Genomic DNA, 12,668 nt, shown 5'->3' with positions numbered 1-12,668 from the left:
CACTCATGGGTAAACCGTTTCTAAGTATCGAATTGTTGACACAGCAATTCCCGGACGGGCAGGGCGGTACGCTGACCGTGTTCGAAAACGCCAGCTTTGGCATCGAAAAGGGCGAATTCGTCTGCATCCTGGGCCATTCCGGCTGCGGAAAGTCGACCATCATGAATATTTTGGCCGGTCTGGCAGAGCCCACGTCAGGCGTGGTGAAGATGGACGGGTTCGAGGTATCCGGCCCTTCGCTGGATCGCGGCGTGGTGTTCCAGAACTATTCGCTGCTGCCGTGGCTGTCGGCGCTCAAGAACGTGACCTTCGGTGTCAAAGCCCGCTATCCCGACTGGCCCGCCGCCAAGGTCGAGGAACACGCGCGCGCCTTCCTGGCCAAGGTGGGGCTTGAGGGTGACGTGGTGCACCGCAAGCCCAGCCAGTTGTCGGGTGGTATGCGGCAGCGCGTGTCGATTGCCCGCGCTTTTGCCAACCAACCCAAGCTGTTGTTGCTGGATGAACCCTTCGGCGCGCTGGATGCGCTAACGCGAGGCACGATTCAGGACGAATTGCTGAAAGTCTGGGGTGAAACCGAACAGACCGTGTTCATGATTACCCATGACATCGACGAAGCGATCCTGCTGGCCGACCGCATCCTGCTGATGACCAATGGCCCGTTTGCACGGGTGGCCGAGTCGGTCGAGATCACCATTCCCCGTCCCCGTACCCGCACCGAGATCGTTGATCACCCCAACTACTACGCGATCCGAAACCATCTGGTGCAGTTCCTTGGTCAGCGTTCGAAGGAACTCGCCGGTCAGGCCAGCGATGGTGCGGCGCAACGGCCTGAGTCGGTTGTGATCGACCTGACAGATTCGGCCCCCGAGGTGCCCGAGACCAACCCTCAACTGCGGGCCGTCAACGACTGAAAGCCCCGCGCACGGACATTCAAATCAGGAGGAACCCAAATGAAAGACACAATCGAAATCCCCGCTATGATGACCAAAGAAGATGTCACCATGATGATCCTGTCAGCCAAGAAACAGGCTGGCCTGACCTGGGAGGGCATCGCCGAGAAAATCGATATGTCGCCGGTATGGACCCATTCGGCCTGCATGGGCATGAACGCTTTCCCCGCCGACAAGGCCGACGCCATGGTCACCCTGATGGGCCTGCCACAAGAGGCCGCAAGCGTACTGGCCGAGCCGCCCACAAAGGTCTGGGAACAAAGCGTCCCTACCGACCCCTGCATCTATCGTTTCTACGAAATCGTCGGTGTCTATGGTCCGACCCTCAAGGCGCTGATCGAAGAGAAATTCGGAACCGGCATCATGTCTGCCATCGATTTCGACATGCAGGTCACCCGCGTTCCGCACGAGAAAGGCGACCGCGTCAAAGTCGAGATGTCGGGTAAATACCTGTCCTACAACTCCTGGTAAGTAGATCACCGGACATTGAGCCCTTTGCGGACAGCCTCAGGGCTCAGGCTGTCCGCAAACGGTGGGTTCGGAAACAGCGGGGCATTGGATTCCCAGCGAATGCCTCCTCGGGTAGGCCGCACCTATCATCGAAATTCACTGTTTAAGATCAGCTTTGGGCTATACGAAAACCCTTCAACTACGGCTCAGCGGTTTCTTCATGATCTCAGCGCGGCAGACGATGGATCATGGCCGGCGACCGCTCCTCTGTTAACGCGAACAAACGCGATGCTTCGGGCATTGCGACAGCGGCGGGGATTTACCGTATGGCCGAGCGCATCGAATGCTGGCGCAAGAGGCGGCTCACTGAACCGGCGCCTGTCAGGTGTCAGTTCTTCAAGGTCTGGTTCGGCCAGATCGGTCGCTGATCGCAGTTGCAACTTCCTGCCCAAAGCAGTGACTTCGACTAGAATTCTTGGCTCGAACCTATGTCACAGCGTTTATCTCATCAAAGTCTGTTCTTCCGGGTTTGGTACCCCAAATTCCATGGAAGGTCGCATAAAGGACGGGAACGAGGATCATCGTCAGGATTGTGCCGACCGTTAACCCTCCCATAATCGTAACCGCAAGACCGATCCAAAAGACGTCGGGCAAAAGCGGGATAACCCCCAAAACCGTCGTGGCAGCCGCCAGGGTCACGGGACGCAGGCGCGATACACCGGCGTCAATCAAAGCATCGTATGGTGCAAACCCGTCGGAGAGGTTGTCGTTTATCTGATCGATCAGCACGATTGCATTTTTTATCATCATTCCCGCCAGACTCATCGCTCCCAAAAGCGCGACGAAACCAAACGGAGTTCCTGTCAAAAGCAGGCTCGGGGCGATGCCGATCAGGACAAAGGGAATGACTGAAAAAATCACAAGCGGTGGGCGATACGCGTTGAATAGGCCAACTACAATCAACGCGATCAGGGCCACGGCGGGGGCGATACCGGGTATTAACGATGCTTGAGCTTCAACTGTGTCTTCGTATTCACCACCCCATTCCATGCGATAGCCGACCGGCAACGAAGCGGCGATAGCCTCAAAATCGTCCAGCAGGCTATCGCGATAGCTTGGTTGTGTGATGCCATCGATCGGGTTTGCCTGCACTGTCAATGTCCGCGCCCGGTTGAGGCGCTGGATCACCGGGTCTTCTGTTTCCGCTCTGAGATCACTGATGACTTGCGCAAGAGGGATTGTTCCGGGGACTTGCGGATTCTGCACCTGCAAGAGCTGAAAATTGTCTATCGCGGTCAAATCAGCCTCTGGCGGGCGCAAAACAATTGGCAGCAGTTCATCTCCATCGCGGAAAATGCCAATCGTCCGCCCGTCAAATGCCCGCTTGGTGGCATTGCCGAGATCTTCATAGGTGGTCCCGGTCCAACGAGCACTTGCCTGATTGAACTCTGGGACCTGAGTGAGGACTTTGTTGTGCCAGTTGGTGCGCGAAACCTTGGTCCAGGGATGTGCCTCCAAGAGTTGCAGAGCCTGGTCGCCATATTCGCGCAGGACCTCCGGGTCCGCATCTGCCGGACCTACGATCCTTGCCTCAAAGCCCCAGGTTGTTGCAGGACCCACGCCAAACCGCCGCGTGAATGCGGTTGCTTCGGGGTAAGCTTCAGCAAGCCAATCTGTGATCGCTTCTGCGATTTGCGGGATGTCCTTGTAGCTTTCGACATTGACGATCACTTGCGCATAAGCCGGGTTGGTCGGCTCAGGATCAACCGGCAGATAAAACCGGGGCGGGCCTGCGCCGATGAAGGCGGCAGTGCCGGTCACGCCGTCTTCTTCGGACACGCGCGTCTCAATCTCTGCGGCTGCCGCAGCCACGGTTTCGATCCGCGTACCTTCCGGTGCGTAGAAATCGATCATGAACTTGCTCATTGCAGATGTGGGGAAGAACAGCTGCGTGACCGACCCAAAGGCCACAACGGATGCAATCAGAAAGGCAACTGCTATTCCGATGGTCAGGTAACGCAGGCGAACGGCGGCTTCCAACAGCCTACGATATCCGCGAAGGAACACCCCCTCACTTTGCGCACCTTGGGCTGCAACCTTTAGCATCGCGACACATTGCACAGGCGTAACCGTCATCGACAAAAGCCAGCTTATCAGCAGCGATATTGCCACCACTGAAAACAGGGTTCGACAATACTCACCTGCGCTTTCGACCGATGCGAAGATTGGATAGAACGCCATTATGGCCACGATCGTCGCCCCCAACAGCGGGATAGAGGGGCGGGCAGCAGCCTCAACCGCGGCCGTGACGCGATCCATGCCTTTTTGGATACGCACACTTGCGCCTTCTGCAACCACGATGGAGTTGTCCACCATCATGCCCAAAGCAATGATCAAAGCCCCAAGAGACATCCGCTGAAGGTCGATGCCAAACATAGCCAGTGGAATGAACGTGGCAAGGATGGTCAGCAACAACCCACTGCCGATGATCAGACCCATCCGGACCCCCATCGCCAGCGTGAGTACCGCCAGAACAATCGCAACGGCCTGAGCCAGACTGATCAGGAAACTGCTAACGGCGGTGTCCACATCATCCGACTGCCAATGCACTTTCTCGATCTCGATCCCGATGGGCAGCGCAGGCAACAACTCATCCAGTCGCGCATCGACCGCCTGACCAATCGCGACAACATTCGCGCCGGATTGGAACGACAACGCGATTCCAATCGCAGGCTTCCCGTCAAAACGCATCAAGGTCGTCGGAGGATCGACATAGCCTTCCCGCACGTCGCCAATATCACCCAGGCGTATGATTTCGTCGGTGACGACCCCAGTTGTTGTCAGCGCGTCCAGGGCGCTGGGCCGGATGGCAAGATCAGCGATGTCCTCGGGGCTTTTGAAAGCGCCAGTTGGCGCAATGCGTATCCGGTGATCGCCGACATTCAGTCGCCCGGCATCGACAACCGTGTTCTGTGCATCAATCGTCGAAAGTAGAGTTGCGCCAGAAATGCCCAGAGCGGCTAGGGATTCTTCAGTAGCATCTACATAAATCGCGCGGTCCTGAATCCCCCAAATATCGACGCGTCCGACGCCATCGACAAGCGCCAGTTCTCTCTCCAAATCCTCGGCATACCCACGCAATTCGGTTTGGGAAAATCCGTCCGATGTCAGGGCGATCACCAAGCCCAGTACGTCCCCGAAATCGTCATTGATGATCGGGCGTCCGACGCCAGGTGGCAACTGCCCTTCAATGTCCCGAACCTTGCGACGCAGCGTATCCCAAATCTGCTGCAGCTCATCTGACCAGTACTGCGCTTTGATATCGACAACAATCGACGACATCCCGGCCCGGCTTTCGCTGGTTATCTGGTCAATCTCTTTGATTTCCTGCAGTTTTCTTTCGATCCGCTCAGTGACTTCCTGCTCGACCTCTTCGGGGCTTGCACCGGGGTATGGCGTTGCGATCACTGCTGTTTTGATTGTGAACTCGGGGTCCTCAAGCTGGCCCAGCGAAAAGAAGGACACGATCCCGCCAAAGCTGAGAAGCACAACCGTGAACCAGGTAAATTTGGCGTTGCGAATTGCGAAACCTGCAAAGTTCATCACTGCGCCTCCTCAAACATGCGCACCTTCTGGCCGGGTCGCAGACTGTTAGCTCCGGCGGCGACCACGATCTCGCCCGGCACGAGGCCATCTTTGACAGCCACACCACGGGAATCCGCAAATCCCAGTTCCACGTCCCGGGCGGATACGGTCATTGTATCTGCGTCAAGGACCCAGACTTGCGTTTGCGTCTGCCCTTCCGGAGTGAAAACGGCGCCAATCGGTACCGAGATCGCGCCCTCAACAGCATCGCCATCTTCTGGTTGACCGCGTACTCGACCGGTCATACCCGGAAGGATGCGTGCATCTTCCGGCTGGTCCATCGCCAGGGTGACGGGAAAAGTACCAGTGGTGGTCGAGGCTTCTTTGCCGATTTCACTGATGCTGGCGGGCCATTCCATCACGCCGACAGCGGGAAAGCTGACCACCAGATCGCCAATCTCTGGCAGGACCGAAATAAACCGTTCCGGCACGTCGATCACCATCTCGATCTGCTGATCATCCAGGATTCTGAGGATTTGTTCCTTGGCTTGGACCTCTTCAAAGACCTCAACGAAATCTGCAGTCACAATACCGGAAAATGGCGCAGAGATTTCCGTGTATGAGAGGTCAAGCTTGGCGTTTTCAAGCGCCGCTGTAACCGATTCGACGGCCGCGCGCGCAGATGCCTCTTGCGCAATGAAGCGGTCCAAGGTCGCCTGTGCCGCAACATCGCGCTCGACAAGCTGGCGCTGCCGATTGGTCTGGGTTTCTGCATTTTCAAACGTGGCCTCAGCGCTGGCGAGTTCTGCGGTCAGGCGATCGACTTCTGTCTCGAATTGCGCCCTGTCCAGACGCGCGACTGGATCGCCTTCTCCCACATCGTCGCCAACTGCAACCAAAAGCGCCTCGACCGTGCCCCCGACGCGGAAACTCAAAGTCGCCTGGCGTGCGGCTTGAGCAATGCCTACGAAAAAGCGGTCATGTTCTTCGGTTCGATCACTGATGGTCAGTGTCTTGACCGGGCGCACCACCTCTTCTTCGGTTTGCTCACTCAGTTCTTGGGTTTCGGCAACCGTCGCGACCAGAAATGGTACTGCAACAAAGGTTCGAAGCAATCGTCTCATTTGGCTATCCTGTTTCCAAGAAAACGTTCGCGGCGCGAATACGCGCGGCAATTTTCTTTTTAGGAGATCGCTGTCAGAGAGATCGTAGTAGGCATTTTACGGCGTTTTACCGTGAACTCATCTTGAAAATTGGGGCGAACCTAGCTGATCTGGTCGAATTTACGAAATATCTCGTCGACATGAGCCGGGTCAAAGAAAAGCTGATTGAGCAGCGGCCTGAGATTGGCATCTGGCCAAGCCCGTTGCATACGTTCCTTCGTATTCCTGGCTTTTTGCGACTGCCCATCTGCCTGATAGGCAGCGGCCAGGACTGCGTGGTTTATGACGCTGATGGGGTCACCCAACGCAGCGGCCCTTTCGAATACTTTCACTGCAGCGCCCGGATCGCCGCCTAGATACAGGGCCACACCAAGTGCGTTTTGCGACGCACCCCGGCGATGAGGCTCAGCGCTTTGTGCGTCCGCCGAACCGGTCACCGCAAAAACCATATCGAAGTCACCGGCAAAAAGTGCAATCAGTGTGTAATAGTCTCGGACATGAGGGTTGCCGGGATCGACTTTCAGCGCACGGTCCAGACGGGCTTTTGCGGACGGATAGTCATTCATCAAATAATCATAGAGCGCGCGCGCCGTCAGGCTCAGCGGATCAGTTGCATCAAGCTCCAGTCCCGCGTCAGCATGGGACTTCGTCAACGCAAGCGAGGCATCCCGGTTTTCACCTGCTGGCGTCAATGCGGTCCTAATACCAGATGCCAAAGCAGACGCTGCCGGAGCACCGGCGTAAGACGGGTCAAGCGCTGCCGCACGTTGGAACAGGATCATACCCGCCTCAGTTCGAACAGGGTCTGGCGCGGGTAGAAGCATATTCAAACCTTGTTCCACAAGGTTCAACGCCTGCAATCGTTCAGGCGCTTCGTTGAAAAGGATTTCCCGGCGAATAAGCATATCCCCGCGATCCTCTTCGGATTTACTGGTCAAATCCGAAACTGCAGCCTGGGTCTGTTGTAGTTGGTAAGCGCGCAAAAAAAGCCCGCCTGAAACCAGCAAAGAAATCAATGAAACGATCACGACCAATTGCATCCAAAGCGGGGCATCGCGCCAATTCAGTGCTTGTGTCGACCGCTCAGATTCATCTTTGGGTCCTTCCAAGTGGTGCTCGGTTTTTACTTCTGCACGCGTTTCATAGCGTGGGACATAGCCGCCGCGATCAATGTGGATCCGAATGGGAACCTGGTCTCCGCTCCCCGCGTAGTAAACGTCCAATCGCCGGCGCAATCGCCCGGCATCAACGCGCACCAGATTTTCTGCATCCGTCTCGCCAGAACTGCGGTGGTATATGTCCATAGCGATGGTTTTCGCGCGTGTCAGGTTTGACCGGCCAGCAAGATCTTCCGACACCACGTACCGGAGAAATTCCTTCAGGCGATCGGCACCGGAAAACTCTTTGCTCGTTAGAACCGCGTCGAGCGCATTCTCAATCTGGTCTTTATCCAGCTTCGAGTCGCTATTCTGAACAGCGTCGTGTTTCAACGATCGAAGCCCCGCATTGTAACAAACAAACCCATGGATCGTGTCACCGTATCACGCAGTAAATTACCTTACAAATATGGAAGAAATGCGGTTATTACACGGGCAAAACCTCGGTGAGTCCAGATGCCAGTCTCTGATCCGTTCGAAGACAGTTTTCCGAATGAGCGCGACGCAATCGCAGCGTTGCGCCAGCAAAATCCGACATTTGATGAACTCTGCTCTGACTTTGAAGACCTAAGTTCGCGTATTCCGACGACCGCACGTATTCACGCCCCTGCGATTGAGAGCCTGCAGGCATTGGAACGCGAAATCCGCGATTGGTTGCATAACGAGATACGGTGAGCCGTGATGTGCGAGAGATGTACGTTTCAAGTGCGGAGATGAATGTCCGGTTTTGGCAAAGTGCGTCGCAGCGTTCCTAGGCCTTTTGAACGGAAGCTATGGGCTTTTGAAAAGGTTGTGAAATACGTCCGGTAGCTGTTGCTGGATATGCGCGTAGGTCTGCGAAGAAGCCGACTCGGCCATTGAAGTTTCATAAGAGAGTGGAGCAACCTGTGCCAACACCGCGTGAGGACCTGGCGATGCAAGATTAGTCCGGGAACGTGGTTTGGGCGTCTGCATCCAATTCCTGACTTTCTTGGAACCGCTTGCCCTGCGGCATTGAACGCCAAAGAAGCCCTCGCAAGCGAGCTTCCAACGCAGCTGCAATAGCCCTTTCAAATTCGGCACATCACTTCGCCTGAAAAATAGGCGTTCTGCGGAGGGGTGTTGGCTGATCCAGCCCGTAGCACTTGAATCCGCAGGCATGTCCGTCACACTTCTCGCATGAGCGACTATTTTGACGAAATGTTCAGTGCTGACGGATCTCTGCGAGGGTCTTACGAAGAAATCGGGCGCTGGTTCAATGCAGAGGACGCTTCAAGGCTGAGAGCCAAACAGCGCGAAGCTGAAGAAGTTTTCAGACTGACCGGGATCACATTCAACGTTTACGGCAAAGCAGAAGCGGAAGAACGGTTGATCCCCTTTGATATCGTTCCACGGGTGATCTCCGGGCGGGAATGGCAGCGGCTGGAGCGCGGTATCGAACAGCGCGTCAGGGCGATTAATGCCTTTCTCTACGACATTTACCATCGTCAGGAAATTGTGCGTGCAGGACGGATTCCCGCCGAGATGATCGCTGGCAACGAAGCGTTCCTGCCACAGATGCTCGGCGTAGCGCCGCCCGGTCAGGTTTACACGCATATTGTTGGCGTCGATCTGGTGCGGACCGGGCCGGATGAATTCTATGTTCTGGAGGACAATGCGCGCACGCCATCGGGCGTCAGTTACATGCTTGAAAACCGGGAAACCATGTTGAAGATGTTCCCCGAGTTGTTCAGCGCGACAAATGTGCGGAATGTATCGGACTACCCCAAAAACTTGCGGCGATCGCTTGCCGCCTGTGCGCCCAGCTGCGCTGAAGGAGAGCCAACCGTCGCCGTGCTGACACCCGGCATCTACAACTCTGCCTATTACGAGCATGCCTTTTTGGCAGACCAGATGGCCGTTGAATTGGTCGAGGGGCATGACCTGCGGGTTGTTGATGGTCGCGTCTGCATGCGTACAACGCGAGGCTACAAACCGATCGATGTTCTGTACCGGCGGGTCGATGACGAGTTTCTGGACCCTTTGAACTTTAACCCAGAGAGTGCTTTGGGTGTGCCGGGTATTATGGACGTGTATCGCGCGGGTGGAATCACGATTGCCAATGCACCGGGTACTGGGATTGCTGACGACAAGGCGATTTATTCCTACATGCCCGAAATCGTTGAGTTCTACACGGGTGAGAAGCCGCTTTTGCAGAACGTACCGACATGGAGGTGCAGCGATCCGGACTCTCTGGCCTATGTGCTTGACACCCTGTCAGAGCTTGTCGTGAAAGAAGTGCACGGCTCTGGCGGTTATGGGATGCTGATCGGGCCCACGGCCAGCAAGAAAGAAATCGCAGCGTTCCGCGACAAACTGAAATCGCGGCCCTCGAACTACATTGCCCAACCGACGCTTTCTTTGTCGACGGTGCCGATTTTCGCAAGATCCGGGCTGGCGCCAAGACATGTTGATCTGCGGCCGTTTGTTTTGGTTTCGCCTGAAGGGATCAAAATCACTCCGGGAGGGTTAACACGCGTAGCACTCAAGAAAGGGTCACTGGTTGTGAATTCCAGCCAGGGCGGCGGGACAAAAGACACCTGGGTTCTGGAGGACTGACATGCTGGGAAAAACGGCTGGCGGGTTGTTCTGGATGGCCCGGTATCTGGAACGCGCGGAAAACACAGCAAGACTGTTGGAAACCGGTCAACGAATGGCTTTGACGCGCACCCACAACTCGGTCGAGGAGTGGGCTTCGGTATTGAAAACAGCGGGCGTTCTGGACGGGTTTCTTGCCAAGTATGAAGAGATAACCAAAGAAAATGCCGTGGACTGGATGCTGAGGGACGGTGAAAACCCCTCATCCATAAAATCGGTCATCAAACAGGCCAGAGATAACGCGCGCCTCGTGCGAACGGCGTTGACCCACGATGTCTGGAGTGCGGTAAATGGCACCTGGATGAAAGTGGACGCGGCAATGAAACGTCGCGTGAATGAGCGAGACCTGCCGGGTACGCTTGAGCTGATCCGCCAGCAGACGGCCCTGGTGCGTGGCGCGACCCTTGGCACGATGCTGCGCAATGACATCTTTGATTTCATGCGCATCGGAAATTTTATCGAACGTGCCGACAATACCGGGCGCATTCTGGACGTTAAGTATTATGTTTTGCTTCCCACGGCGTTTTCGGTCGGGTCGTCGCTGGACAATATCCAGTGGGAGAGCATCCTGCGCTCGGTGGGGGCCGGTGGCGGATACCTGATGACCCACGGGCAAAATACCACGCCTTCGGATATCGCTCAGTTCCTGATCCTGGATCAGCGCATGCCCCGCAGCCTTCATTTCTGTTGCAGGAAGATTCAGGAGAACCTGTCCTATCTCAAGAAAGACTATGGATTCACGGGCCCCTCATGCGAAGCATCCAATCAGCTTTCCGACAAGTATCTCGGCCGACAGATATCAGATATTTTCGACTATGGATTGCACGAGTATATCGAGGATTTTCTTAACGATCTTAGTGCGCTAAGCTACCAGATCGAAATCGACTACCGGTTCTATGAGTAACCCATGAAACTGCGCATCAAACATGAAACCCGATACGATTTCGATGCTCCAATTCCTTTTGGCCTTCAGCAGTTGAGGAAAACGCCCAAGTCTTTTCGCAACCAGCGCATCGAAAGCTGGACGACTAAGGTTAATGGTGGTCGCAAGGAACTGAGCTATGAGGACTATCATCGCAACACGGTGGAACTGATCAGCTTTGATGTGAACACCCAATCTGTTTCCTTGATTTCGGAAGGCGTGGTCGAGGTTGAAGACACGCATGGTGTATTGGGGCGCCATGAAGGCGCGACTCCTCTTTGGCTTTTCAAACGCAGCACGGAAAAGACAAAGCCGGGCAAGGGTGTCAACGAACTGGTCTGGTCCTTGCCGAATGATGAACCCCTGGCCCAAATGCACGCTTTGTCTGAAGCAATCCGAGGCTGCGTTAACTATGAGATCGGGAGCTCGCACCCCGATTGGAGCGCGGAAGATGCGATCGAGGCAGGCAGCGGAGTATGTCAGGATCATACCCATATCTTCATCACCTGTGCGCGCAAGATCGGACTGCCCGCCCGCTATGTCTCCGGCTATCTGATGATGAATGAAACCGAACTTCAGGATGCAACCCACGCTTGGGCCGAGGTGCATCTGGAGGGGCTCGGTTGGGTCGGTTTTGACGTGTCGAACGGGATTTCCCCAGATGATCGTTACGTTCGCGTCGCAACCGGTCTGGACTATACACAGGCTGCCCCGGTAATAGGAAGCCGAGTTGGAACGGCGGATGAGCAATTGACGGTACAGTTGCAGATCGCACAGCAATAACGGAGAAGACAATGACCTATGCTGTGGGCATGCGGCTAAGCCGCGGACTTGTTTTCATGTCCGACACACGCACAAACGCTGGCGTCGATAACGTCTCGACCTTCAACAAGATGTTCAACTGGACGGTAGAGGGGGAGCGGTCCATCACTCTGCTGACGGCCGGAAACCTGGCGACGACCCAAGCGACAATCAGCTTGCTTGAAGAACGTACCGAGGTGCCCGAAGAGCGCACGCCATCGATCCTCGAAGCGCCTACGATGTTTCGGGTTGCACAATTGGTGGCGGAAACACTGAACAGTGTGATTGAACAGCATGCGAAATCGGGCCAACAAGCCGACAGCGCCTTTCACGCCACAATGGTGCTGGGTGGACAGATCAAAGGCGGACCATCGCGCCTGTTCCTGATCTATCCGGAAGGCAACTTTATCGAAGCCGGAGATGAAACTCCGTTCTTTCAGATCGGAGAAACAAAATACGGTCGTCCAATCCTGGTCCGCGCTTATGATCCCGAGATGAGCTTTCCTGAGGCCGTTAAACTCTTGCTCGTTAGCTTCGATTCCACGATCAAAGCCAATTTGTCCGTCGGGGCACCGCTGGACCTGCTGCTTTACAACGAAGACAGCCTTAAGGCCGGAAAACGCTCGCGGTTCGAAGCGGATGACGAATACTTCCGCACCGTTTCAGAAGGCTGGGGCGATGCGCTAAAATCAGCTTTGTCCAAAATTCCAGAGTATTCCCGCGCAGGCGAACAAGACCTTTAACTGCCGCTGAGGTGTGACGGAGATTTGCAAGCGACTCAAATGCTGTGCGGTTTCGATGGGCAGGATTGGGGTGGGGGCCAATCAACATCCGTTCGAAGTGATCAGGGCGCGTGTATGACAGACTTTCCACACAAGAATGACCGAAGGTCGAATTGCTATTGGTAGGTTTGTCCAACTCCAACATTGGGCCCGCATAACAAGACATCTTTGACTTGATTTGCCCAATCTTCAGAAACAGTCATGTGTCCGACCTGTTTGCACCGCTTTGACCACTGGCCTTA

General features: G+C 55.5%; 11 protein-coding genes. 8 read left to right on the top strand and 3 right to left on the bottom strand.

Going from position 1 to position 12,668, the window contains the following annotated elements; translation table 11 throughout:
• Nucleotides 1-5 precede the first annotated feature (5 nt).
• The 3 genes from ACR0KM_RS00745 (at nucleotide 6) to ACR0KM_RS00735 (ending at nucleotide 1,828) form a co-directional block, all read left to right on the top strand.
• Nucleotides 6-911 carry an ABC transporter ATP-binding protein gene (locus ACR0KM_RS00745; protein WP_480819583.1) on the top strand — a complete coding sequence of 302 codons (906 nt, stop codon included), beginning with the start codon at nucleotides 6-8 and terminating at the stop codon, nucleotides 909-911.
• A 39-nt stretch (nucleotides 912-950) separates the two neighbouring features.
• Nucleotides 951-1,421 carry a cyanase gene (cynS, locus tag ACR0KM_RS00740; protein WP_480798096.1) on the top strand — a complete coding sequence of 157 codons (471 nt, stop codon included), beginning with the start codon at nucleotides 951-953 and terminating at the stop codon, nucleotides 1,419-1,421.
• Nucleotides 1,422-1,648: 227 nt separating this feature from the next.
• Nucleotides 1,649-1,828 carry a hypothetical protein gene (locus ACR0KM_RS00735; protein ID WP_480857191.1) on the top strand — a complete coding sequence of 60 codons (180 nt, stop codon included), beginning with the start codon at nucleotides 1,649-1,651 and terminating at the stop codon, nucleotides 1,826-1,828.
• Between the two features lie 58 nt (nucleotides 1,829-1,886).
• Here the strand turns inward: ACR0KM_RS00735 and ACR0KM_RS00730 are convergent, their stop codons facing one another.
• The 3 genes from ACR0KM_RS00730 to ACR0KM_RS00720 form a co-directional block, all read right to left on the bottom strand.
• On the bottom strand, nucleotides 1,887-5,003 hold the full coding sequence (locus tag ACR0KM_RS00730) for an efflux RND transporter permease subunit (RefSeq protein WP_480857193.1): 3,117 nt from the start codon (nucleotides 5,001-5,003) through the stop codon (nucleotides 1,887-1,889).
• Entirely contained in the window at nucleotides 5,003-6,109 is a 1,107-nt protein-coding gene (locus ACR0KM_RS00725; RefSeq protein WP_480857195.1) for an efflux RND transporter periplasmic adaptor subunit, read from the bottom strand. Before ACR0KM_RS00725 ends, ACR0KM_RS00730 begins: the two co-directional genes overlap by 1 nt.
• 140 nt (nucleotides 6,110-6,249) lie before the next feature.
• Nucleotides 6,250-7,638 carry a tetratricopeptide repeat protein gene (locus tag ACR0KM_RS00720; RefSeq protein WP_480857197.1) on the bottom strand — a complete coding sequence of 463 codons (1,389 nt, stop codon included), beginning with the start codon at nucleotides 7,636-7,638 and terminating at the stop codon, nucleotides 6,250-6,252.
• A 123-nt stretch (nucleotides 7,639-7,761) separates the two neighbouring features.
• On the opposite strand from ACR0KM_RS00720, the gene ACR0KM_RS00715 reads away from it, so the two are divergent.
• The 5 genes from ACR0KM_RS00715 to ACR0KM_RS00695 all read left to right on the top strand — a co-directional run bounded on the left by ACR0KM_RS00715 (nucleotide 7,762) and on the right by ACR0KM_RS00695 (nucleotide 12,387).
• On the top strand, nucleotides 7,762-7,980 hold the full coding sequence (locus ACR0KM_RS00715) for a hypothetical protein (protein ID WP_480819587.1): 219 nt from the start codon (nucleotides 7,762-7,764) through the stop codon (nucleotides 7,978-7,980).
• A 483-nt stretch (nucleotides 7,981-8,463) separates the two neighbouring features.
• The gene (locus ACR0KM_RS00710) at nucleotides 8,464-9,882 is read left to right on the top strand and encodes a circularly permuted type 2 ATP-grasp protein (protein WP_480819588.1); all 1,419 of its coding nucleotides are present in this window, start codon (nucleotides 8,464-8,466) and stop codon (nucleotides 9,880-9,882) included.
• A 1-nt stretch (nucleotide 9,883) separates the two neighbouring features.
• Nucleotides 9,884-10,825 (top strand): alpha-E domain-containing protein, encoded by a 942-nt coding sequence (locus tag ACR0KM_RS00705; RefSeq protein ID WP_480819589.1) that lies wholly within the window; start codon nucleotides 9,884-9,886, stop codon nucleotides 10,823-10,825.
• Between the two features lie 3 nt (nucleotides 10,826-10,828).
• On the top strand, nucleotides 10,829-11,626 hold the full coding sequence (locus ACR0KM_RS00700; protein ID WP_480857199.1) for a transglutaminase family protein: 798 nt from the start codon (nucleotides 10,829-10,831) through the stop codon (nucleotides 11,624-11,626).
• 11 nt (nucleotides 11,627-11,637) lie between these two features.
• On the top strand, nucleotides 11,638-12,387 hold the full coding sequence (locus ACR0KM_RS00695; protein ID WP_480857201.1) for a proteasome-type protease: 750 nt from the start codon (nucleotides 11,638-11,640) through the stop codon (nucleotides 12,385-12,387).
• Nucleotides 12,388-12,668: the final 281 nt, after the last annotated feature.

It is taken from the genome of Ruegeria sp. G10, assembly GCF_056533645.1.
Note: the sequence above shows the minus strand (reverse complement) of the source record. Positions and strands in the feature narration are given on the sequence as shown.

Bases quoted from the DNA above. Each gene is read 5' to 3' on its own strand.
- ACR0KM_RS00745 (WP_480819583.1), top strand. From the start codon at position 6: ATGGGTAAACCGTTTCTAAGTATCGAATTGTTGACACAGCAATTCCCG.
- cynS (WP_480798096.1), top strand. From the start codon at position 951: ATGAAAGACACAATCGAAATCCCCGCTATGATGACCAAAGAAGATGTC.
- ACR0KM_RS00735 (WP_480857191.1), top strand. From the start codon at position 1,649: ATGGCCGGCGACCGCTCCTCTGTTAACGCGAACAAACGCGATGCTTCG.
- ACR0KM_RS00730 (WP_480857193.1), bottom strand. From the start codon at position 5,003: ATGAACTTTGCAGGTTTCGCAATTCGCAACGCCAAATTTACCTGGTTC.
- ACR0KM_RS00725 (WP_480857195.1), bottom strand. From the start codon at position 6,109: ATGAGACGATTGCTTCGAACCTTTGTTGCAGTACCATTTCTGGTCGCG.
- ACR0KM_RS00715 (WP_480819587.1), top strand. From the start codon at position 7,762: ATGCCAGTCTCTGATCCGTTCGAAGACAGTTTTCCGAATGAGCGCGAC.
- ACR0KM_RS00710 (WP_480819588.1), top strand. From the start codon at position 8,464: ATGAGCGACTATTTTGACGAAATGTTCAGTGCTGACGGATCTCTGCGA.
- ACR0KM_RS00705 (WP_480819589.1), top strand. From the start codon at position 9,884: ATGCTGGGAAAAACGGCTGGCGGGTTGTTCTGGATGGCCCGGTATCTG.
- ACR0KM_RS00700 (WP_480857199.1), top strand. From the start codon at position 10,829: ATGAAACTGCGCATCAAACATGAAACCCGATACGATTTCGATGCTCCA.
- ACR0KM_RS00695 (WP_480857201.1), top strand. From the start codon at position 11,638: ATGACCTATGCTGTGGGCATGCGGCTAAGCCGCGGACTTGTTTTCATG.